Annotated in this window: 18 protein-coding genes and 1 pseudogene; 14 read left to right on the forward strand and 5 right to left on the reverse strand. The window is 69.2% G+C overall.

All coding sequences use genetic code 11. From position 1 onward, the window contains the following. Position 1 precedes the first annotated feature (1 nt). Complete coding sequence (locus PUT80_RS06135) at positions 2 to 574, forward strand: hypothetical protein (protein WP_037810547.1); 573 nt, start codon at positions 2 to 4, stop codon at positions 572 to 574. 86 nt (positions 575 to 660) lie between these two features. Here PUT80_RS06135 and PUT80_RS06140 read toward each other — a convergent pair whose 3' ends face one another. After that, positions 661 to 1,428 (reverse strand): AfsR/SARP family transcriptional regulator, encoded by a 768-nt coding sequence (locus PUT80_RS06140; protein WP_037810546.1) that lies wholly within the window; start codon positions 1,426 to 1,428, stop codon positions 661 to 663. A gap of 275 nt (positions 1,429 to 1,703) precedes the next feature. Between PUT80_RS06140 and PUT80_RS06145 the strand changes: the two genes are divergently transcribed. Continuing rightward, entirely contained in the window at positions 1,704 to 2,321 is a 618-nt protein-coding gene (locus PUT80_RS06145; protein WP_275291344.1) for a ScbR family autoregulator-binding transcription factor, read from the forward strand. 128 nt (positions 2,322 to 2,449) lie between these two features. Here PUT80_RS06145 and PUT80_RS06150 read toward each other — a convergent pair whose 3' ends face one another. Then, positions 2,450 to 3,076 (reverse strand): ScbR family autoregulator-binding transcription factor, encoded by a 627-nt coding sequence (locus PUT80_RS06150; protein WP_037810545.1) that lies wholly within the window; start codon positions 3,074 to 3,076, stop codon positions 2,450 to 2,452. Positions 3,077 to 3,259: 183 nt separating this feature from the next. Between PUT80_RS06150 and PUT80_RS06155 the strand changes: the two genes are divergently transcribed. The 3 genes from PUT80_RS06155 (at position 3,260) to PUT80_RS06165 (ending at position 6,226) form a co-directional block, all read left to right on the forward strand. Next, positions 3,260 to 4,228 carry a ScbA/BarX family gamma-butyrolactone biosynthesis protein gene (locus PUT80_RS06155; RefSeq protein WP_037810543.1) on the forward strand — a complete coding sequence of 323 codons (969 nt, stop codon included), beginning with the start codon at positions 3,260 to 3,262 and terminating at the stop codon, positions 4,226 to 4,228. After that, positions 4,225 to 5,190 carry an NAD(P)-dependent oxidoreductase gene (locus tag PUT80_RS06160; protein ID WP_037810542.1) on the forward strand — a complete coding sequence of 322 codons (966 nt, stop codon included), beginning with the start codon at positions 4,225 to 4,227 and terminating at the stop codon, positions 5,188 to 5,190. The genes PUT80_RS06155 and PUT80_RS06160 overlap by 4 nt, the downstream gene beginning before the upstream one ends. A 127-nt stretch (positions 5,191 to 5,317) precedes the next feature. Then, positions 5,318 to 6,226, forward strand: a complete 909-nt coding sequence (locus PUT80_RS06165; RefSeq protein ID WP_037810628.1) for a ribonuclease Z — start codon at positions 5,318 to 5,320, stop codon at positions 6,224 to 6,226. A 360-nt stretch (positions 6,227 to 6,586) separates the two neighbouring features. Here the strand turns inward: PUT80_RS06165 and PUT80_RS06170 are convergent, their stop codons facing one another. Then, positions 6,587 to 6,844 (reverse strand): hypothetical protein, encoded by a 258-nt coding sequence (locus PUT80_RS06170; protein ID WP_275291345.1) that lies wholly within the window; start codon positions 6,842 to 6,844, stop codon positions 6,587 to 6,589. Between PUT80_RS06170 and PUT80_RS06175 the strand changes: the two genes are divergently transcribed. The 3 genes and pseudogenes from PUT80_RS06175 (at position 6,834) to PUT80_RS06185 (ending at position 9,012) form a co-directional block, all read left to right on the forward strand. After that, entirely contained in the window at positions 6,834 to 7,454 is a 621-nt protein-coding gene (locus tag PUT80_RS06175) for a dihydrofolate reductase family protein (protein ID WP_275291346.1), read from the forward strand. The genes PUT80_RS06170 and PUT80_RS06175 overlap by 11 nt on opposite strands. Positions 7,455 to 7,473: 19 nt before the next feature. Then, positions 7,474 to 7,797, forward strand: coding sequence for a YciI family protein (locus tag PUT80_RS06180; protein WP_134667372.1), 324 nt, complete (start codon positions 7,474 to 7,476; stop codon positions 7,795 to 7,797). Beyond that, a pseudogene (locus PUT80_RS06185) lies at positions 7,794 to 9,012 on the forward strand (RNA polymerase sigma factor). The gene PUT80_RS06180 and the pseudogene PUT80_RS06185 overlap by 4 nt, the downstream one beginning before the upstream one ends. A 28-nt stretch (positions 9,013 to 9,040) precedes the next feature. Here the strand turns inward: PUT80_RS06185 and PUT80_RS06190 are convergent. Then, positions 9,041 to 9,568: a GNAT family N-acetyltransferase gene (locus tag PUT80_RS06190; RefSeq protein WP_238604612.1), complete on the reverse strand. Its 528-nt coding sequence runs from the start codon at positions 9,566 to 9,568 to the stop codon at positions 9,041 to 9,043. A 282-nt stretch (positions 9,569 to 9,850) separates the two neighbouring features. Between PUT80_RS06190 and PUT80_RS06195 the strand changes: the two genes are divergently transcribed. The 5 genes from PUT80_RS06195 to PUT80_RS06215 all read left to right on the forward strand — a co-directional run bounded on the left by PUT80_RS06195 (position 9,851) and on the right by PUT80_RS06215 (position 18,393). Next, entirely contained in the window at positions 9,851 to 10,822 is a 972-nt protein-coding gene (locus tag PUT80_RS06195) for an alpha/beta hydrolase (RefSeq protein WP_238604613.1), read from the forward strand. Between the two features lie 311 nt (positions 10,823 to 11,133). Beyond that, a complete protein-coding gene (locus PUT80_RS06200) occupies positions 11,134 to 14,484 on the forward strand; it encodes a TM0106 family RecB-like putative nuclease (RefSeq protein ID WP_275291347.1) in 3,351 nt (1,116 codons plus the stop codon). A 1,595-nt stretch (positions 14,485 to 16,079) separates the two neighbouring features. Beyond that, a complete protein-coding gene (locus tag PUT80_RS06205) occupies positions 16,080 to 17,195 on the forward strand; it encodes an NAD(P)/FAD-dependent oxidoreductase (RefSeq protein ID WP_037810532.1) in 1,116 nt (371 codons plus the stop codon). Positions 17,196 to 17,316: 121 nt separating this feature from the next. After that, positions 17,317 to 17,559 carry a PLDc N-terminal domain-containing protein gene (locus PUT80_RS06210; protein WP_037810531.1) on the forward strand — a complete coding sequence of 81 codons (243 nt, stop codon included), beginning with the start codon at positions 17,317 to 17,319 and terminating at the stop codon, positions 17,557 to 17,559. Between the two features lie 36 nt (positions 17,560 to 17,595). Further along, entirely contained in the window at positions 17,596 to 18,393 is a 798-nt protein-coding gene (locus PUT80_RS06215) for a nuclear transport factor 2 family protein (RefSeq protein ID WP_078870343.1), read from the forward strand. Between the two features lie 54 nt (positions 18,394 to 18,447). Here PUT80_RS06215 and PUT80_RS06220 read toward each other — a convergent pair whose 3' ends face one another. After that, on the reverse strand, positions 18,448 to 18,963 hold the full coding sequence (locus PUT80_RS06220; protein ID WP_037810530.1) for a lytic polysaccharide monooxygenase auxiliary activity family 9 protein: 516 nt from the start codon (positions 18,961 to 18,963) through the stop codon (positions 18,448 to 18,450). 236 nt (positions 18,964 to 19,199) lie between these two features. Here PUT80_RS06220 and PUT80_RS06225 point away from each other — a divergent pair, with 236 nt between their 5' ends. After that, entirely contained in the window at positions 19,200 to 20,555 is a 1,356-nt protein-coding gene (locus tag PUT80_RS06225; RefSeq protein ID WP_275291349.1) for an NAD-dependent succinate-semialdehyde dehydrogenase, read from the forward strand. Positions 20,556 to 20,752: the final 197 nt, after the last annotated feature.

The raw sequence follows: 20,752 nt of genomic DNA on the forward strand, positions 1-20,752 counted from the left end.
AATGCCGACCCGGGTGATGGAAAAGCCGGTCGATCCAGTGGCAGCGTGGCTGGCCCCGCTGGCGGACGACCCGGCGGGCGCGGTCGCGTTCCTCTCCGAAGTGACCGACCGCGTGTCGCGGCGCCACGGTTCAGGAAGAGTCCTGGTCCCCGGCGGCGGCCCGGTAGCGGACGCACTGGCCGGCGAAGGCTACGAGGTCCACCTCGAACCCGGCTCGCGCTTCGACACCGGCTACCTGGGCGCGGACGTGCTGTCCCGCCTGCCCGACCAGCGAGACCAGCTGCGCGCGATCGGCCGCTACAGCCGCCTCCTGCGCCCAGGCGGCGCCCTGGTGGTCCAGGGCCGCCACCCGGACCCGGCCTGCTGGACCGCGGACGCTCGCGTACGCGCGGTCGACGACGTCCGGCAAATCGTGCACCTGACTGACGCGTCGCTGCCCTTGCGCTACGTGTGGCCCGCCGAACTGGACCTGATGGCCGAACTGGCGGGCCTGGCCTTGGACCGCCGCTGGGGCGGCTGGTACGGCGAACCAGTCACGGGCGGCGGTTTCGTAGTGTCGGTTTACCGCAGCTGAGGCTCTCGCCCTAGCCCCACAGCACAAAGAACGGCCCGGTCTCCCGCTTGTGGCGGAAGACCGGGCCGAATCCGGCGCGGTCAGGATCAGACCGCGTCCGACATCTCGCCGACAAGAATGCTGTGGTGCAGCTTCCGCAACGAGCTCCCGGGCTCGATCCCCAGCTGCTGCACCAAATTCTGCCGAGCCGAAGCGAACGTCTCCAACGCCTCGGCCCGCCGGTTGGACCGGGCCAGCGCGGTCATCAAATACTCGGTGAACGTCTCCCGCAGCGTGTGCTCCTTGGCCAGCGCGGACAGCTGCCCGACGACCTCGCGATGCCGCCCGATCAACAGCTCGGTCTCCATCAGCAGCTCAAGGCAGCCAAGCCGGCTCTCCTCGAGCAGCGTCGCGTAAGCCTGCACGTCCGGCGAGTCGGCGAATCCGCCGAACGCCGCACCGCGCCAAAGGCTGGTGGCCTCCCGCAGCACCTTCGCCGCCTGCCCGTAGCCGCGGTCCCAATGCAACGTCCGCCCCTGCTCGTAAAGCCGGGTGAACCGGTCGGCATCGAGCTCGCCGATGCCGACGTGCAGCGAATACCCCCGCGGACTGGTGACCACCGGGCTCTCTTCCGCATCCTTGCTCGTGCCGCGCAGCAGTTTCCGCAGCTGCGACACGTACACGTACAGCGCCGCGCTCGCCCGCGCCGGCGGATGTTCGCCCCAGATCTCGCTGATCAGGTGCTCGGCGGTCACGACCTGGTTGTTCTTGGCCAGCAGCACGGACAGCAGGGTCTCGATCTTGCGGGCCCGCGGGGCGCAGACGCCGGGCCGGCCGCTCACTCTGATCTGTCCGAGAATTTCGTAGTTGAGCATGACTGCCCTCCGATGTCTCTCGCGCCGGACCCGTCCGGCGGCGCCCCCAGCGCCGCTGCCTGCCGGTCCGAGCCGGGTCCGTGACAGGACCATAGCAAACCGGGAGGTCGGTTTTCAAGGTAAAACCGGGTGGTTGGTCTGTTCCGGTCGCGACCTGCCGGATACGGCCAGGCAATCGGCCCTGCCGACTAGTAAACCGGGCGGTCGGTATGTCATGATGAGCAGGCCGGGAACCCACGCCGTGCCGTTCCCGGCGCGAGACGATGGGGAAGACGGTGACTAAACAGGCCCGTGCGGAGCTGACCAGGCTCCTGCTGCTGGACGCCGCGGCGACACTGTTTTACCGCGACGGCTACGCGGCCACGAGCATGGTGGACATCGCCCGCGAGGCCGGCGTGACCAAGGGCGGCCTGTACTTCCACTTCTCGTCGAAGGACGAGGTCTGCGACGAGGTGCAGTCGGCGGCCGTCGCGGTGCTGCACGGGCACGTCGCGCGAGCGCGCGGGAGCCGTCCGCATCTGCGCAGGCTGGCCGGCCTGAGCCGCGCGTTGATGGGCTGGCTCGCCGAGGACGCCAAGGTGGGCGCGAGCTTCCGGCTGGCCCGCGAAATGGGCTCGAACGACCCGAGGTTCGTCGCCTTCGTCCGCGCGTGGATGGGCCAGGTGCGCGCGCACATCGCCGCGGCGCACGGGGCAGGGGAGCTGAGTCCGCGCGTCCGCCCGGATCTCGCGGCGCTGCTGGTCGTGGTGACCTGCGTCGGCCTCGAAACGGCGGCGGCGAGCGGCACGATCCCGGCGGGCACGGATCTGGCGAGCACGCTTTCCGAGCTCTGGCGGGTGATCGAGGTGGCGCAGCCCGCGGATTCGTCCGCCGCCGAGGCAACGGGCACCTGAGCGGCCGCGACGTCTACGGGTCGAGAATTCCCTGCGCTGCGCCAGCCAAGCGAACCGCGCGGATCCGCCGAAACCCGTTGCGCGGCAGCACCTTCACTGAGAAGACCGACCGCCCGGTTTCCCCAGTCTTACACCGCGTCGGCGGGAGGAGTCCCGGCCGGATCGAACTTGTGCAGCCGCCGCGGCGGGACCACCGCGTTCAGGATCGTCTGCCACATGAACGTGATCCGCTCGTGCAGGTCGGTCCGCCCGGTCAGCACCTGCGAACTGAGCTGGGTCCCGGTGAACGACGCGACGACATACTGCGCGAGATCGTGCGCGTTGACCTCTTTCCGCACGTCGCCCGCGGCTTTCGCGGCGAGCAGCAGGCCGTGCACGGTGTCGTTCCACTGCTTGTAGGCGTTCGCGGCCGGGGCGACGAACGACCCCTGTTCGATGACCAGCCGGATGCCCGCGCGCACGCGCACGTCGGTGCGCAGGCTGTGGCCCATGTTCTGGGTGAGGTCGATGGCGGTCTGCAGCCCCGGGTTTTCGACGTCGGCCAGCGGGTCCCACACGATGAACTGCTCGCGGATCAACGCGTCCGCCAGTTCTTCCTTGGACTTGAAGTGGAAATACAGCGCGCCCTTCGTCACCCCCGCCTCGGCGAGGATGTCCGACAGGCTCGCACCGAGAAAGCCGACCGCGTCGAACCTGGACGCGGCCGCGTCGAGGATGGCCTTGCGGGTCTGCTCCGCGCGTTCCTGGCGAGCCACTGCGCACACTCCTTTCGGGAAGCCGCGGGCCCGGAACGGCCGCGCAGGCACGCCAGTCTACCTCCGTCCCGGCCATCGGATCCAGAAGAAAAAAACCGGTAGGTAGGTATGGTTTTGTCCGGCCGTATCCGCTAAACATGGTGTGGGGGTACTGGGGAAGTTCTTTTTTCTGGGAGGACCGACATGGTCGGTATGTTGTTAGAGGAGTCTGTCCGAGGAACCTTCATCACCGATGGCGAAAGTTCGCCGGGCGGACGCCCGGTCGACTTCCAGCAGACGATCCCGCGCAATCTCGTGCACCGCGCGGCCGTCTCGGAAGTTTTCGTCACTGATCTGAACATCGTGGGCGAGGGGCAGTTCGAGGTCGGCGCGCAGTGGCCGCGCCGGCACGGCTTCTTCGGCCCGCGCACCGCGGGGTCGCACGACCCCATGCTGTACGCGGAAACCACCCGCCAGGCGTCGCTGCTGATCGCGCACCGCGCCTACGGCGTTTCGCTCGGCAACGCGTTCATCTCCGACTGGAAGACCAGCTCTATCGCCCCCGAAGGGCTGGTCACCGAAGGTCGGCCGATCGACGTGGTGCTGCGGGCGAGCGCGCACGACCCGGTGTTCCGGGGCAAGAATCTCATCGGGATGCGGACCGAGTTCGGCTGCTTCCGCGACGACGAACTGGTCGGCACCGCTTCGGAAACCTGGCGCTGCGTGTCCCCGGCGGTCTACCGCCGGCTGCGCGGCGACCATTTCGCGGCGACGCCGTTCCAGGCCCGTGCGCTGCCCACGGTGGCCCCGGCGCTCGTCGGCCGGGACCGGGGGGAGGACGTGCTGGTCGCGGAAACCGCGGTGCCGGGCACCTGGTCGCTGCAGTTCGACCCGGACCATCCGGTGCTGTTCGACCACTCGGTGGACCATGTCCCGGGCATGGTGCTGATCGAGGGCGCGCGGCAGGCGGCGCTGCTGACGCTCGGCGATCCGTACGCGCTTCCGCTGCGTTCGGATTTCGAGTTCTCCGCCTACGTCGAGTTCGATTCCGAATGCCTGCTGGTGGCCGAGGAACTCGAACCGGACGCGGACGGCTGCCGCGTGGTGCGGGTGGTGCTGGAGCAGAAGGGCCGCGCGGCCGCCACCGGCATCCTGGCGATGCGCAGGTCATGACTGCCGGCCTGGGGGCGGACAGTACGACCGGGGACATCCTCGTCACCGGAGCGACCGGGTTCATCGGTTCGGCGGTGCTGCGGGCGTTGCTCGCCCGCGGCGCCGCGGTGCGGGTGCTGGCGCGCGGTGCGGTGCCGGAGTGGATCACGCGATCCGGCGCGCGGATCCACCGAGGCGATCTCACCGACGCCGCCGGGCTGGCCGGGGCGTGCACGGGCGTCGCGACGCTCGTGCACGCCGCGTCCCGGATCGGCGGCACCGAAGAGGAATGCGCCGAGGTCAACGACCGCGGCACGGCTCGGCTGCTCGCGGAGGCGCACCGCGCGGGCACGCGGCGCGTCGTGCACCTCAGCACCTGCGCGGTCTACCGCGACGGCGAGCATCGAGGCGCGCCCGAGGACACGCTCGACCTCGGGCCCGCCTCGGCCACCAGCCGCACCAGGCTGGCCGGAGAACAGCAGGTCCGCGCCGCGGGCGGGATCGTTCTGCGGCCGCACCTGGTGTACGGCGACGGAGACCGGCACGTGGTCCCCGCGCTGGTGAAGTGGCTGCGAGCGGTGCCGGCGTGGGCCGCGGGCGGCATGGCTCGTACGTCAGTGGTGTCGTCGTGGGATCTCGCTGCCGTGCTCAGCGCGTTCGCGCTGGACCCGGCGCTGGGCAGCCCCGGCGAGGTGTTCCACGTGGCCGACCCCGAACCGGTGCGGATGCGCGAGCTGCTCGAAGCCGTCTGCGGCACGCTCGACCTGCCGGTTCCCGATGCGGACCTGCCGCTCGCCGAGCACCGGGCGCGCACGCCGTGGCTCAGCGAGCACCAATGGTCGCTGCTCACCCGGGATCATTGGTACGACAGCGAAAAGGTCTGGAAACTCACCGGAGTGCCGCCGGGACCGGGGCTGCGCGTCCGGTTGGCCCAAGCCCGGAACTGGTATCGGGAAACGCTGGCAATTCCCGCGCCGGTCTGATCGGGGCGAATTCATTCGGCGATAAACGACGGCGGCCCTCCGGAAATTCGTCCCGGACGGCCGCCGCCGTTTCCGCGGAGTTCATTTCGGTGGCGGCGGACCCGGGCGCGGCGCGAAGATGATCGTCATGTCCCGACGCGAGCTCGTCGTGCTGGGTTCGGCGAGCCAGACACCGACCCGGCACCGCAACCACAACGGCTACCTGCTGCGCTTCGACACCGACGGCATCCTCTTCGATCCGGGCGAGGGCACCCAGCGGCAGATGATGTACGCCGGCGCGACGGCGAACGAACTCACGCACCTGTGCGTGACCCACTTCCACGGCGACCACAGCCTCGGCCTCGCCGGCATCATCCAGCGGCTGTCCCTGGACGCCGTCGCGCACCCGGTGCGCTGCCACTACCCGGCGTCCGGCCAGGAGTACTTCGACCGCCTGCGGCACTCGACGTCGTTCCACGAACGCGCCGAACTGGTCCCGCTGCCGATCTCCGCCCCCGGCCCGCTCGGCGGCGCGCTGTCGGCGTACCCGCTGGAACACCGCATCGACTGCTTCGGCTACCGCTACGCCGAACCGGACGGCCTCCGGATGCTGCCCGACGCACTCGCCGCAGCCGGCGTCCAGGGCCCCGCGGTCCGAAAACTCCAGGCCGACGGCGTACTAGAGACCGCGAACGGCCTAGTCCGACTGGAAGACGTGAGCGTGCCGCGCCGCGGTCAAGTGGTCGCGTTCGTGATGGATACCCGCCTGTGCGCCGGCGCGTTCGCCTGCGCACAAGAGGCAGACCTGCTGATCGCCGAATCGACCTTCCGCGCCACCGACGCCGACCTGGCCTACCGCTACGGCCACCTGACCAGCACCGACGCCGGACGGCTCGCCGCGGAGTCGGGTGCCCGGGAACTGCTGCTGACGCACTTCTCGCAGCGCTACCCCTACGAGGAGGCGGACCGATTCCGCGACGAAGCCGCGAAGGTGTTCGACGGAGAGATCCACGTGGCACGGGATCTGGACGTGGTGCCGCTGCCGCCGCGCCGGTGAGGAATGGAATGGTGCCACCGGTCCCCGCTGACCTGCTGGAAATCGCCGAAGCGCTCGTTCCTGGGGCCCCGGTCGGCTCCGCTCGCCTTGCCACGCAAGGGAATATGCACCACGTGGTGCTGCTGCCCGGCGTCGCCGCGGTACGGATCAGCAAGCGTCCCGATTCCGCCGCCGAGCCGAGATCCTCCACACGATCGCGGCGGCCGGCCTGCCGTTCGCCATACCGGAGCCGCTGACCCCGGTCACCAGCTTCGGCGATCCAGCGGCGTTCGGGCCGCTGTTGACGGCACTGCGCGAGGTCGAGATCTCTCCGGCGCTGGAAGCAAGCTGACCGGCGTCCTCGACTGGGACCTGGCGGTCCTAGAGACGTGCCGCCGCGCCCAGGCCTGGAACGACCCGATCGGCGTCGAACACCTCCACCCACTCTTCGCTCAAAAGCCGCTGACCAGCATCGATGGCTTCGTCCGCGCCGTCGTGACCTGGCTGGAGACCCACCGCTAAAAATCTTCTCAAGAATTTTCGGCCGCGCTGTCGGATCGGGTCGCCGGTGTTCGTAGCAGTAGTGAAGCCGCCCGCAAGGGGCAGCACCGAAGCGAAGGAACCGACCATGAAGCTCACGACCGTGACCCAGCTGACCGTCGACGGAGTCGTGCAGGGCAACGGCGGCGCGTCCGAGGAGGACCGCCGAAACGGATTCGACCGCGGCGGATGGGCGCTGGGCAAGGGCGACCAGGACACGCTCGCGTTCATCAACGACACCTACCACCGCGCCGACGCCTTCCTGTTCGGCCGCCGGACGTACGACCTGTTCGCGGCGTCGTGGGGCATGATGAGCGCCAACGCCGCCCCCGGCCGCGAACGCATCCGGCTCGCCCTGAACGAGCGGCCGAAGTACGTGGCCTCGAAGACGCTCGCCGCCCCGGCGTGGTCCGGCACCAGCGTCCTGTCCGGCGACCTGGCGACCGCCGTCGCGGACCTCAAGGCCCGGCCCGGCGGCGAACTGCAGGTGCACGGCAGCGGCACCCTGGTCCGGCGGCTGCTGGAAATGGACCTGGTCGACGAGATGATTTTCCTGGTGATCCCGGTGATCGTCGGACAGGGCCAGCGGCTTTTCCCGCAGAACGGCCCGGATCTGGCCCTCGATCTGGTTGAGTCACGAGTGGACACGAAGGGCGTGACGACGCAGGTCTGGCGCCCGGCCGGGCGTCCGCAGTACGCGGGCCGCTGACCTCAGAAAGGATCCTGCGATGCAGTACCTGATTTCCGTGATCCACGACCAGCCCCCTTCCGTCACGCCGGAGGAGGACGCGGCGATCGACGTTTTCAACGAGCGTCTCCAGACCGGAAACCACTGGGTCTTCGCGGGCGGTCTGGCCGCGCCGGAAACCGCGACCGTCATCGACAACCGGGACGCGGCGGGAATGGTCACCGACGGCCCGTTCCTGGAATCGAAGGAATACCTGGCCGGCTTCTGGATCATCGAGGCGCCGGACCTCGACGTGGCGCTCAAGCTCGCCGCCGAAGGGTCGAAAGCGTGCAACCGCAAGGTCGAGGTGCGACCGTTCCAGTGAGCGACGTCCGGGAGGCGATCACCCGCGCCCACCGCGAGGAGTGGGCCCGGGTGGTCGCCGGTCTGACCAAACGGTTCGGCGACCTGGACATCGCCGAGGAAGCCGCCGCCGAGTCGTTCGCGACTGCGGTGGAGCGATGGCCGTCCGACGGCGTGCCGCCCAACCCCGGCGCCTGGCTGACCACCACCGCCACCCGCAAAGCCATCGACCGCCTTCGCCGCGAAAACAAACGCGACGACAAGCAACGGGAGGCCCAGCCGGTGTACGACGCGACGCCTCCCCACCTCATCGACGACGACCGCCTCCGCCTGATCTTCACCTGCTGCCACCCGGCGTTGGCCGCCGAATCCCGGGTCGCGCTGACCCTGCGCATGGTCGGCGGCCTGACCGTGCCCGAGATCGCCCGCGCCTTCCTGGTTTCGGAAAGCACTATGGGACAACGGATCACGCGGGCGAAAGCCAAAATCAAGGCCGCCCGCATCCCGTATCGAGTGCCCGCCGCCGAAGACCTCCCGACGCGCGTCTCCGGCGTCCTGACCGTGCTGTTCCTGGCCTTCAACGAGGGCTACCTGGCCACCGGCCCCGACACCGACCCCGTGCGCCAGGACCTGACCGCCGAAGCGATCCGGCTGACCCGCCTGATCCGCACCCTGCTCCCCGAGCACGGCGAGGTGACCGGCCTGCTGGCGCTGATGCTCCTCACCGAAGCCCGCCGCCCCGCCCGAGTGTCCGCCGACGGCGAGCTAGTCGCCCTGGACGAACAAGACCGTGCTCTCTGGGACGTGTCGCTGATCGCCGAAGGCCACCGCCTCGTACGCGAGCGCCTCGCCACCGGCGTCGCTCCCGGCCGGTACCAGCTCCTGGCGGCGATCAACGCCGTGCACACGTCCGCGCGGGACATGCGCGAGACCGACTGGTCGCAGGTTCTCGCCCTCTACGACCAACTCGTCCGCGTCGATCCGTCGCCGATCGTCGCCCTGAACCGCGCCATCGCCGTCGCCGAACTCGACGGCCCTTCGGTGGCGCTGGGTTTGGTCGACGGGTCTCGGGGACCGGTTGGCCGGATATCACCCGTACCACGCCACCCGCGCTGACCTGCTCCGCCGGTTAGGCCGCGACGAGGATGCGCGCGCGGCTTATGACCGGGCGATCGAGCTGGCGGGCAACACCGCGGAGACTGCTGCGCTGTCTCGTCGACGGGATGAGTTGCGGTAGGGGCGTCGACGCACGAAACGCCGGTCAGTCAGCAGCCCGACGTGCGCACATGCCGGTGCCCCCTGGCCGGGAAGTCCGGAGGCGCGGGCGGCAGCAGTTCAGCGAGCATGTAGCGGCATTTTTCCGCGACCCGGCAGGACGCCGGATTGTCTTCGGCATGCAGCAAGTCCAAGCGGTCCACCCGGACGATCTGCTGCGTGTCGAGCGCCCACCGCGACGTGACTTCCAGCGCCTGGGCAGCGATGCCCCGCCCGCGAGCTTGGGCAGCCGTCCAGTAGCCGACCTCGGCGGCACCCTCGTCCCGGACCTTCACGACGACATGACCGACCGGCGTGTCGTCGACAGCCGCCACCGCGAAGCTGAATTGCGTCGCGGAGTCCCAGCCGGACGCCTGTGCGTCCAGCCACCGCTGAGCCTCGGCGTCGTTGGCGAGGGAAGTCGTCAACCGGCGGCGCAACAGCGGATCGCGATGTGCGTCGACCAACGCCTGCCGATCTTCCGACCTCCACGGGCGCAGTCGCAATGTGGTCCGGGGGATGGGCAGAACGACGGTCACGGTTTTCATTCTGCACCGCCCAAACGTGTCTCGCCCGAATACAGACCGAGCAATGTCCTTGCCCGACAGCGGCTTCAGTTGTGCTGCCCGGGAATGTCGCCGCAGTAGGGTAATCTCACTGCATGCTCATCGAGGTGGACAGAGGCTAGCCGCCGGGTTCTCGGCGGCGTACCGGCCGACGAGTGCCCTGGCCCGACTCTTTCCCACCGAATTCCCCTTCGCGCCCTTGGCGTGCGCTCCGCTGTGCGCTGGTCGCGGGGACGATGACCTTCAGGAGCACTCATGACGCACGATTCGCCGCGTCCGCCATTCGATCCAGAACTCGCCGCGATGCTGCCCGCACTAGCCGACCACGCGCCGGTCGGCATGACCGCGGACCGCTTGCCGCACTACCGGAACCTCCCTTTCCCCAGCATCGAAGACCAAATCGGCAACCGCCCGGTCCGTTGCGCCCACCACACCATCACCGGCTACGACGGCGCGGAGATCGCGGTCTCCGTCCTGTCCCGTGCGGACCACGAAACCCCCGGCCCCGGCATCTACTACCTCCACGGCGGCGGAATGGTGATGGGAGACCGCTTCGCCGGAGCGAGCCCGCTGATCGAATGGGTGCTGAAGTACGACGCGGTCGCCGTCACCGTCGAGTACCGGCTGGCCCCGGAACATCCCGACCCGGTCCCTGTCGAGGACTGCTACGCGGGCCTGCGCTGGACGGCCGCCAACGCGAACGCCCTGCGCTTCGACCCGCAACGCCTGGTGATGTTCGGCGGCAGCGGCGGCGGAGGACTAGCCGCAGGCACCGCGCTGCTGGCCCGCGACCGAGGTGCCCCGGCGCTGCTCGGCCTGCTGCTGCAATGCCCGATGATCGACGACCGCAACGAGACGGCGTCGTCCCGCCAGTACGACGGCACCGGTGTCTGGGACCGGACCAGCAACCTGACCGCGTGGACAGCCGTCTTGGGCGACCGCCGCGGAACCGCCGACGTCTCGCCCTACGCAGCAGCCGCCCGAGCAACCGACCTGAGCGGCCTCCCGCCGACCTTCATCGACGTCGGCGCGGCGGAAGTCTTCCGAGACGAGGACGTCGCCTTCGCAACCGCGATCTGGGCCTCAGGAGGCAACGCAGAACTCCACGTCTGGGGCGGCGCGTTCCACGGCTTCTACGACCTCGCCCCGGACTCCGCGCTGGCCCACGCGTGCGTCGCGGCGCGTGAGTCGTGGCTCGAGCGGTTGCTCGGCCGCCCGATGCCGTAGCGGACCGCGCGCCGTCCTGCCGAGGTTGGCGGGGCGGCGCGTTCCACGGCTTCTACGACCTCGCCCCAGAATCCAAGCTGGCCCACGCGTGCGTCGCGGCTCGTGAGTCGTGGCTCGAGCGGTTGCTCAGCCGCCCGATGCCGTAGCGGACCGCGCGCCGCCCTGCCGTGGCTGGCGAGGCGGCGCACACCTCCCATCACACCCGTTCCCGCCCACTCCAAGATCATCCCACCCGCCACCGACAATTCCGGGCGGCGTGTCGGCACCCGCCTCGCCAGAGCCCTCCCTCGGCCGTGACAGACTGCCGGGCGATGTACACGCCGTCTGATCTCGCTGACCTGCTCGAATGCGAGCACCGGAGCATCCTCAAGCAGGCATTGGCGGCGGGGATACCCGGCGCGCCGCGGCCCACTTCGGCACCCGATCGGCTGGCGGTGAAGCACGGGCGGGCGCACGAGGCGGCCACGCTCGGACGGTTGCGCAGCGAGCGGACGCAGGTCGTCGAGATCGAGGAGCACGATCCGGTCGTCGCGGCGAAGGCCACCGAGGAAGCCTTGCGCGCGGGCGCGCCGATCGTCTACCAGGCGGTGTTCCACGACGGCGAGTTCTCCGGCCGCGCCGACTTCCTTCTGCGCGACGACCAGGGCCGCTACGAGGTCTACGACACGAAGCTCGCCCGGCACGCCAAGCCGTCGGCGGTTGTGCAGCTCACCGCGTACGCCGACGCTCTGCGCCGCGGCGGCTGGCCCGCCGGGCCGGAGATGCACCTGCTGCTGGGCGACGGCAGCACGCGCAGCCTGCGCGTCGACGACTTCCTTCCGCTCGTGGACCGCCTCCGCGACCGGCTGGAGGACCGTCCGCCGCAGCTGCCCGACCGGATCTGGGCAGACGAACGTCCGGCGTGCACCGGATGCGCGTTCGCCGACCACTGCTCGTCCGCGCGCGAGGCCGACCGCGACCTGTCGCTGGTCGCCGGGATGCGCAGCGAGCAGCGGCGCAAGCTGGTAACCGCCGGGCTCGGCACCATCGACGCGCTCGCCGGCGCCGAACCCGCCGACCGCCCGCGCGACATGTCCGAGGGCACGTTCGCCTCGTTGCGCGCGCAGGCCGCGATCCAGGTCCGGCAGGACGAAACCGGAGAGCTGGCCTACGAAATCATCGCCCCGGACGCGCTCGCCGAACTGCCCGAAGCCAACCCCGGCGACGTCTTCTTCGACATGGAAGGCGACCCGTACGCCCTGGCCGGCACCGGCCTGGAGTACCTCTTCGGCGCGGTCACCCCGGACGAGCGCTTCACCCCGTTCTGGGCACACTCGCGCGCGCAGGAGAAACGAGCGTTCGAGGAGTTCGTCGACTTCGCCACCGCACGGCTCGCGGAACACCCCGACGCGCACGTCTACCACTACGCGCCGTACGAGGTCACGGCGATCAAGCGGCTCGCCGCCGTCCACGGCACGCGGGAGGAAGCCGTGGACGAGCTGCTGCGCAGCGGCGCGATGATCGACCTGTATGCCGTGGTACGCAAGGCTTTGCGGGTAGGACAGCGGTCGTATTCGATCAAGTATTTAGAACCACTGTACATGCCGGAAGCCCGTGCTGGCGAGGTAAAAACGGCGGCGTCGAGCATCGAGGCGTACGAGGATTACCTGACGCTCTCGTCGGCGGGAAACACCGAGCAGGCCGAAGAAGTGCTGCGCGGCATCGCGGACTACAACGAGTACGATTGCGTTTCCACCTTGCGCCTGCACGAATTCCTGCACCGCGTGCGCGCCGAAGCCGGGATCGCCCTCGCCGAGCCGGATCCCGAGTCCGAAGTGGACGCTCTGCTCCGCCGCACCGAAGAAGAGGAAGCCGCCCAGCGCCGAGCCGAACGCGCCGCCGCGATGGCCGCGCTGGTCGACCCGCTCCTGGACGGCCTCCCCGACGACCCCGCGGATTTCACCCCCGACGACCACGCCCGCGCGCTGCTGGCCGCCTCCGTCGGCTACCACCGCCGCGAGACGAATCCGGCGTGGTGGGAGTTCTTCCGCCAGCTGGCCGCGCCGATCAGCGATCTCGAAGTAGACACGACCTGCGCGGTCCCGGTGTCGGTGACCGCGGGCGAGTGGGTGCCGCCGTCCGGCCGGTTGCGCACCGCGAAACGCACGCTGGTCGTGAGGTGCGACCCGGACCGTCCGCATCCGTACGCGCCTGGTGACGACGTGCGTTTGCGCTACGGCGCCGACGCGCGCGACGCGAAAGTCGTGTCCGCGACGGCTGTCGAAGTGACGCTGGAAGAGAGCAGCGCTCCGGACCGGACGTCCAACGACCTCCCCGCAGCGGTCCTGCCCGGCAGCCCGGTCCGCCCGTCGCCGAAGGACGAGGCAGTAGCCGATCTCGCCCGGCTGGTAGGGGAAACGCTGCCTGCGCTGCCGTCACACCCCGGCGTCGACCTGCTGCGCCGCATCCCCCGGTTGCGCGGCGGACTGCCCGAACCAGGCGAAGATCTGGTCGCCACGGTGATCACCGCAGTCGACCAGCTCGACGGCTCCGTGCTCGCCGTCCAAGGCCCGCCCGGAGCCGGAAAGACTTACCTGGCCGGGAAACTCATCGCCCATCTGGTGCGTTCGGGCCGGACCGTCGGCGTCACGTCGAACAGCCACAAAGCGGTCGAGAACGTGCTCTCGGCGGCCATGGAAAACGCGCCGGAGATGGCCTGCGCCAAGCGCGCGAAGCGGACGCCGGACCCGTCATTGCCTTGGGAGCAGCCGAAAAACAACACCGCGCTGGTACGCTGGCGTGAAGAACACGACACCGGCCACCTGGTCGGCGGCACGGCGTGGACCTTCGCCAACGCCGCCGTGCGCGAGGAACCCTTCGACGTTCTCGTCATCGACGAAGCCGGTCAGTTCGCCCTCGCGGACGCACTGGCGGTGTCGATGTGCGCGAAAAACCTGGTACTACTGGGGGATCCGCAACAACTGCCGCAAGTCGTGCAGGGCACGCACCCCGCCGGTGCGGAGGCGTCGGCGCTCGGCCACCTGATCGGCGAGGCGGACACCATCCCGCCGGAACTCGGCTATTTCCTAGACCTGACACGCCGCATGCATCCCGCGGTATGTGCCCCGGTTTCCAACCTGTCGTACGCGGGTCTGCTGCACTCGCATCCCAGCGCGGAACGTTCGGTCGACGGCTTCCCGTCAGGTCTCTATCTGGCATCGGTCGAGCATCGGGGGAACACCACGCGTTCGGTGGAAGAAGCCGAGCAAGTGGTCGCGGTGATCAAGTCCCTGCACGGGCGATCGTGGGAAGGCCGACCGCTCACGGACGCCGATTTCCTTGTAGTAGCCCCGTACAACTTGCAGGCGCGAGTCGTGACGCGCGCACTCTCCGAGGCCGGCTTCGGCGACGTCCGAGTCGGCACAGTGGACCGTTTCCAGGGGCAAGAAGCACCCGTTGTGGTGACGACAATGACCTCCTCGTCGGCGGTAGACTTGCCGCGAGGCCTTGATTTCTTGTTGTCCCGTAACCGGTTGAACGTCGCTCTCTCCCGCGCGCAGTCCGTCGCTGTCCTGGTGTGCTCTCCGAAGCTGCTCGAAGCCGACATCAGAACGGTAGACCAGATGCGGCTGGTCTCAGGGATGCTCGGATTGCTCCGCGACGCCCGCGAATGGATCGGCTGAGCCAGGCGCTTGGCGACGGGTGAGTTCACCTGCGCTGGGACGCATCACTCGGTGTGGGGCGTCCGTGCCCGTGGTGCGATGCGTTGCTCGGTGAGTGGTGCGTTGCCTGTGCCGGGGGCGTCACCCGGTGTGGGTGTGCATGCCTGTGCCGTGATGTGGGCGTGCGCGCCTGCGGGTGGTGTCTCGCTCAGCGAGGGTGCGCTGCGCGCGTGGGGACGCGTTGCTAGGTGAGGGCGTGCATGCCCGTGCCTGGATGCGCTGGTCAGTGTGGAGCGTGCGCCCGACCTCGGATGCTTCCCGGTGTGGAGCGCTCACGAACGGTCCGGGGTGCGTTGCTGGGTGAGTCGTGCGTGACTGCGGCGGCGATGAGCTGCTCGGAGAAGGGGGCTGCCCGCGCTCGGAAGCGTTGCTCGGTGACAGGCGAGCTTCCCCCGCACCGTGATGCGGTCACTCAGCGAGGGCCGGGTATTGCTGTGCCGTGATGCGTCATTCGGCGCGGGAGCGCGCGCGATGCATCGCCCAGCAAGGCAACGTCTGCCCGCGCCGCAAAGCGGTCAGGCGCGGCGTGGGGCACCCGCCCGGCCGATCCGGTCGGGATCCGGCGGCCGGGCGGGTGCATGTCCCCGCTCGCGCGACCGTGGGGGAGGGGGTGGCGCGGCGAGCGAGGTGGTTTGGGCGCCCCGCGCGTCCGGCTTGCGGGAGCCGGAGCGGGGGCGCGGGGTCCCCGTCCGCGCGGGGCACTGGGGAGAGATGCCGCAGCGGGCGGGGTGGCTTGGGAAAACGGCGTGTTCGGTTCGGACGGTCTCAACCGGACTCCCCGGCATACCGACGAGCGGCGCGACCCGGCTCGTCCGGACTGCCGACGTGCATCTGCGGCCGAGCTCGGTTCGAACTCTGACCGCATTTGCGGCCAAACTCGATTCCTCCGAACTCTGCGGCGCAACCCGGCTCATCCGGACTCCGCCGCGGACCTGCGGTTGAACTCGGCTCATCCGAACTCATCTGCGAACCCGCAGTCGAACCCGGACTCATCCAGTGGGCAAAGCCTGCTCCCCCACACCCCATACAACCCCTTGCGGGCCAAGAACATTCCCGCGGCCGGGGGTGTGCTCCCGCTCTCCGTCCGGACCGGCTGGGGGTTACCGGCCGGCGGGAGCAGGAGCACCGGATCCCGTTCCGCGTCTGGGGGGAGCAGTCACGCGGAGCGGGTGGTTCTGCGCCGGTACGGGGGCCGCCTCGCGGCGAGTGGCACGACCAGGCTCCGGCCGGACCGGTATTCCTGGAAGGCAGAAGGTGAGGCCCGGGGGCACCTCCGTACCGACACCCTGTACAACGCTCCAACCGCCCGAATGTTCCGGCCCCCTCAGGTGATCTGGATCGCCACCAATCGAGTGACCGCTTGGTAAACCAGGCGGATCTCGATCAGGTTGCGCTGTCTGGCGAATCGTTGTCCATTCGCCGCGAGCCCGGACGCGCGAATCGTCCACAGCCACCCATCGGGGCCGGGGGTTGACCGGCGTCACCCGGTAGCGAACTTGTTCGTAACGAACATGTTCGTTAAGCTGAGAGCCAACCACAGAGAAAAGGAGCAACCCATGACCATCACCATCGTCGGCGCCGGCCTCGGCGGTCTCAGCCTCGCCCGCGTCCTGCACGTCCACGGCATCGAAGCCATCGTCCTCGACCTCGACGCCTCTCCGTCCGCCCGCGCGCAGGGCGGCATGCTCGACATCCACGAAGACTCCGGCCAGGTCGCTCTCCGCGCCGCTGGTCTGCACGACGAATTCCGCACCCTGATCCACTCCGGCGGGCAGGAAGCACGCGTCTACGACCGCACCGCCGCACTACTCTTCGCCGAAGAGGACGACGGCAGCGGCGAGCGGCCGGAGATCGACCGCGGGGTTCTGCGCGACCTCCTCCTCAACTCGCTGCCCGAGGGCACCGTCCGCTGGGGCATGAAGGTCACTGCCGCGGAACCGTTGTCCGGCGGGCGGCATCGCCTCACTTTCGCCGACGGCACGTCTCTCACCACGGACGTCCTCGTCGGAGCCGACGGCGCCTGGTCGCGGATCCGCCCGCTGGTCTCACCGGAAAAACCGGCGTACACCGGGATCTCCTTCGTCGAGATGGACCTCCTCGACGCCGACTCCCGGCACCCGGACGCCGCAGCGCTCCTCGGCGGCGGCATGAGTTTCGCGCTCGGCGAGGACAAAGGCTTCCTCGCGCACCGCGAACCGGACGGCAGCCTGCACGTCTACGCCGCCGTGCGCGTCCCGGAAACCTGGACCGCGTCCATCGACTTCACCGATCACGCCGCCGCCAAGGCCGCCGTGCTGAGCCATTTCGACGGCTGGTCCGACCGGCTCCGCGCCCTGGTCGAGGAGGCGGACGGCGAGCTGGCCCCCCGGCTGATCCACGCGCTCCCGGTCGAGCATTCGTGGTCGCGCGTGCCCGGCGTCACGCTGCTCGGGGACGCCGCCCACGTGATGTCGCCGTTCGCCGGAGAGGGCGCGAACCTCGCCATGCTGGACGGCGCTGAGCTGGGGCTCGCCCTCGCCCGGCACCCGGACGACGTCGAACGCGCGCTCGCCGAGTATGAGGCCGCTCTGTTCCCCCGCAGCGCGAAATCGGCGGCGGAGTCAGCGCAAAGTCTCGACAGCTGTTTCCGCCCGGACGCACCGGCGGCCTTGCTCGAGCTGTTCGGAGCCTGACGTCCATAGTGGACGCGAGTACGACTTAAGCGGTACCCGGATCGAGCCGTCAAGCCGATCCGGGCCGCGCGGTTCCGCTCGCACAATGGGTTTCCGCCCGTCGTGAGAGAGGAATCGCCTGATGACCGCCGTCCTGGCCGACACCGTTCATACCGGCCTGCAGTTCGCCGCCATCGCCGGGATCGCGGTGCTGGTGGCGTTCCCGGTCTTGCTGTTCATCGGCGCGCTGGTGAGCGTGCTCGGCAGTCCGCTCGGCGCCGGGATGAAGTTCGTGTGGGTGGTCTTCGCGTTCTGCGCGCCTTTCCTCGGGCCGATGCTGTGGTTCCTGGTCGGCAAGCGGAGCGCGGAAGCTTCTTTCCGCTGACACAAGATGTCAGTGGGGCGCGGTTAGCGTCCGGGCATGGATCAGGAGATGGACGCCGGCGAGTTCGCCCGGCGTTATGTCGCAGTGTGGAACGAGCCCGACCCGGCCGCCCGGCGCGCGGCGATCGCTTCGCTGTGGGCCGAGGACGGGGTGCAGTTCACCGAGTCCGCGGAGTATCGGGGCCATCAGGAACTTGAGCGCCGGGTCAGCGAGGCTTTCGAGGAATTCGTTGGCGGGGCTGGATTTGTGTTCCGATCCGCCGGAGACGCAGTCGGTCATCACGGCATGGTCCGGTTCAGCACCTGCATGGTCCCCGCGGCAGGCGGGGAGGTCGCCTGGACCGGCTCCATCGTGCTCGAACTTGGCGAGGACGGTCGTATCCGGCGCGACTGCCAGTTCGCCGAACCGCCGCGGCCCTCGTTCTCGGACGCCCGAGCGGTCGTGGAGGAATTCCTGCGGCGGATCGAGCAGGGCGACCCGGACCGGATCGCGGAGCTTTTCGCGGAACCGGTCGACTGGCGGTTGAGCTGGCCGGAACCAGCGCATCCCGTGGTGCCGTGGATCCGTCCCCGTTCCTCGCGCGCGGACATCGCGGACCACTTCCGGACGCTCGGAAGTTCTTGTGTGCCAGAGGAAAGCGCCGTCCGGTTCGATCGGATCCTGGTCGACGGCACGGACGCGGTGTTCTTCGGGACGAGCGCCCAAACGGTCAGGTTGACCGGCAAACGTTTCACGACCGGTTTGGCGGTGCACGTGACCGTCAGCGGCGGGCTGATCACGCGGTACCACGTTTACGAAGACAGCCTCGCCGTCGCCGAGGCGTTCGCCGGATGAAGCGCCGGGCAGCCGGAGCGGGGATTCCGCCTGGCTGCCCGGCATTCCGCGCGGTCAGGAAACGTTCAGGTCGATGCAGGCGTAGAACGCGTTGCCGGTGTCCGCGATGTTCCACACCGCGAGCACCTTCTGCTGGCCGGTGTAGCCGCTCAGGTCGACCTGGTGCGACACGGTTTCCCCCGGTGCGTGGCCGCCGCCGTCGAAGCTCGCGACCATCGTGTCGCCGATGAAGTACTCGTAGTCGAGGGTGGCGTGCCGCGCGGTGAACACCCAGTTGAAGGTCACCTGGCTGCCGACCGGGGTGACCTTCCAGCCCTTGCTGTCGTCGTCGAGGTCGGCGAACCGCTCGTTGCCGCCGCTGCAGCTGTGCAGCCCCTTCGGGCCCTCGACGCTTTGCGGTTCCCATTTGATGTCGCCGCAGGACACTGTTCCGTCCGCGCACTGGGCCTGCCTGCTCGGCGGGGAGTTGACGTAGCCGTGCGCGCTGGCGATGCCGGGGCCGATCAGCATCAGCACCGGGGCGAGGACCGCGCCGCCGAGCGCGGCGAGCAGTTTGCGTTTGCGGGGCATGGTGGCTCCTTCGAAGCCGGGCCCGCTCCCGCGCCGGAGGGCGGCCGGACGAGCCACGGCACGACCGACGAGCCCGCGGTGGGGTGGTGCGCGGGCGGAGGGGTGGGGAGATTTGTGGTCTAGACCATACCCGGCCGCCCGCGCTCGGTCAAGGATCGACTACCCTGTGTCATCTATACACGGGATACTGTATGCAATAGAATGTCGGCGAGGATGCCGACCGCAGGGAGACCGCGATGTACACGGTGACCGACCCGGCCACGGGCCAGCTGATCGAGGAAATCGAGAACGCGACCGATGCGGAGGTTCGCGCGGCGATCGAGCGCGTCGACCGCGGATATCGCAGCTGGCGGGCGCGTCCGGTCGCGGAACGAGCAGCGATCGTCGCGCGCGCCGCGGACCTGTTCGAGCAGCGCGCCGACGAGCTGGCCGCGATCATGACCTTGGAGATGGGCAAGCGGATCAACGAGGGGCGCGGCGAGGTCGGGATCGTCGTGGACATCTTCCGCTACTACGCGGAACGAGGCCCGGACCTGATCGCCGACCAGCCGCTCCCGATCCGCGGCGGTTCCGCGGTGATCCGCAAGGAACCGATCGGTGCGCTGCTGGGCGTGATGCCGTGGAATTTCCCGTGCTACCAGGTCGCCCGGTTTGTCGCGCCGAATCTGGTTCTGGGCAATACGATCCTGCTCAAGCACGCGTCGATTTGCCCGCGTTCGGCGCTCGCGATCGAGAAAATCCTGCAGGAAGCAGGCGTACCGGACGATGTGTACGTGAACACCTTCGCGTCCAGCCGCCAGGTCCCGATGATTCTTGCTGACCCACGGATTCAAGGCGTTTCCCTGACCGGCAGCGAACAAGCCGGTATCTCGGTGGCGGCCGAGGCGGGCCGGAACCTGAAGCGATGCGTGCTGGAATTAGGCGGCGCGGATCCGTTGCTGGTGCTCGACACCGCGGATCTGGACGAAACGGTGCGCGCTGTCGCGACCGCGCGGATGCGTAACTGCGGGCAGTCCTGTAACGCGCCTAAGCGGATTATTGTCCAGTCTGACCTTTATGACGAATTCGTGGACCGGTTCACTAAGCGGGTCGCGGACTATTACGTCCCCGGGGATCCCGCCGACCCGTCCGCGAAGCTGCCTCCGCTGGCTTCCGTCGCCGCAGCGGACGAGGTCGCCGCTCAGGTCGCCCGCGCGGTGGAGCAGGGCGCGACCTTGCGGACTGGCGGTCGTCGTGGCGAGGGCGCGTATTTGGAGGCGACTGTCCTGACTGATGTCACGCCGGAGATGAACGCATACCGGGAGGAGATCTTCGGCCCGGTGGCGATCCTGTTCCGTGCTGAATCGGATGATCATGCCATCGAGATCGCCAATGACTCGCCCTTCGGTTTGGGAGCGGCTGTGTTCGGCACTGATCCGGCTCGATTGCGCCGGGCAGCGGATCGGCTGGAGGCGGGGATGGTGTATTTCAACAAATCCGGTGGGTCGCAAGCGGATTTGCCGTTCGGCGGGATCAAGCGCTCGGGGATGGGGCGGGAACTGGGGCCGTCGGGGATTGAGGAGTTCATGAACCAGAAATCTATACGCATCTGACCTGCTGTGTTGCTTTGTCAGGCCCCTCGGGCCGTCGCTGGGCGTCACGGATCCGGTGGCGGCCTGAAGCAGGGCGAGCACCTTGTCGGCGGCGGCCCGAGCGCGCTTGGGGCTCGACGGCACGAGGTGGGTGTAGATGCGGAGGGGGTGTAGCCGGGGGTCGCCTGCGACAGCCCACGCCGCCGGTAGAAGGCAAT

Origin of the sequence: Amycolatopsis sp. La24, assembly GCF_029087445.1 — a bacterium.
In the GTDB taxonomy this organism is placed as follows: Bacteria; Actinomycetota; Actinomycetes; order Mycobacteriales; family Pseudonocardiaceae; genus Amycolatopsis; species Amycolatopsis nivea.

Coding starts and splice junctions, on each gene's coding strand:
- PUT80_RS06200 (WP_275291347.1), top strand. CDS start 11,134: ATGTACACGCCGTCTGATCTCGCTGACCTGCTCGAATGCGAGCACCGG.
- PUT80_RS06210 (WP_037810531.1), top strand. CDS start 17,317: ATGACCGCCGTCCTGGCCGACACCGTTCATACCGGCCTGCAGTTCGCC.
- PUT80_RS06215 (WP_078870343.1), top strand. CDS start 17,596: ATGGATCAGGAGATGGACGCCGGCGAGTTCGCCCGGCGTTATGTCGCA.
- PUT80_RS06140 (WP_037810546.1), bottom strand. CDS start 1,428: ATGCTCAACTACGAAATTCTCGGACAGATCAGAGTGAGCGGCCGGCCC.
- PUT80_RS06175 (WP_275291346.1), top strand. CDS start 6,834: ATGAAGCTCACGACCGTGACCCAGCTGACCGTCGACGGAGTCGTGCAG.
- PUT80_RS06205 (WP_037810532.1), top strand. CDS start 16,080: ATGACCATCACCATCGTCGGCGCCGGCCTCGGCGGTCTCAGCCTCGCC.
- PUT80_RS06155 (WP_037810543.1), top strand. CDS start 3,260: ATGGTCGGTATGTTGTTAGAGGAGTCTGTCCGAGGAACCTTCATCACC.
- PUT80_RS06225 (WP_275291349.1), top strand. CDS start 19,200: ATGTACACGGTGACCGACCCGGCCACGGGCCAGCTGATCGAGGAAATC.
- PUT80_RS06135 (WP_037810547.1), top strand. CDS start 2: ATGCCGACCCGGGTGATGGAAAAGCCGGTCGATCCAGTGGCAGCGTGG.
- PUT80_RS06160 (WP_037810542.1), top strand. CDS start 4,225: ATGACTGCCGGCCTGGGGGCGGACAGTACGACCGGGGACATCCTCGTC.
- PUT80_RS06220 (WP_037810530.1), bottom strand. CDS start 18,963: ATGCCCCGCAAACGCAAACTGCTCGCCGCGCTCGGCGGCGCGGTCCTC.
- PUT80_RS06180 (WP_134667372.1), top strand. CDS start 7,474: ATGCAGTACCTGATTTCCGTGATCCACGACCAGCCCCCTTCCGTCACG.
- PUT80_RS06165 (WP_037810628.1), top strand. CDS start 5,318: ATGTCCCGACGCGAGCTCGTCGTGCTGGGTTCGGCGAGCCAGACACCG.
- PUT80_RS06195 (WP_238604613.1), top strand. CDS start 9,851: ATGACGCACGATTCGCCGCGTCCGCCATTCGATCCAGAACTCGCCGCG.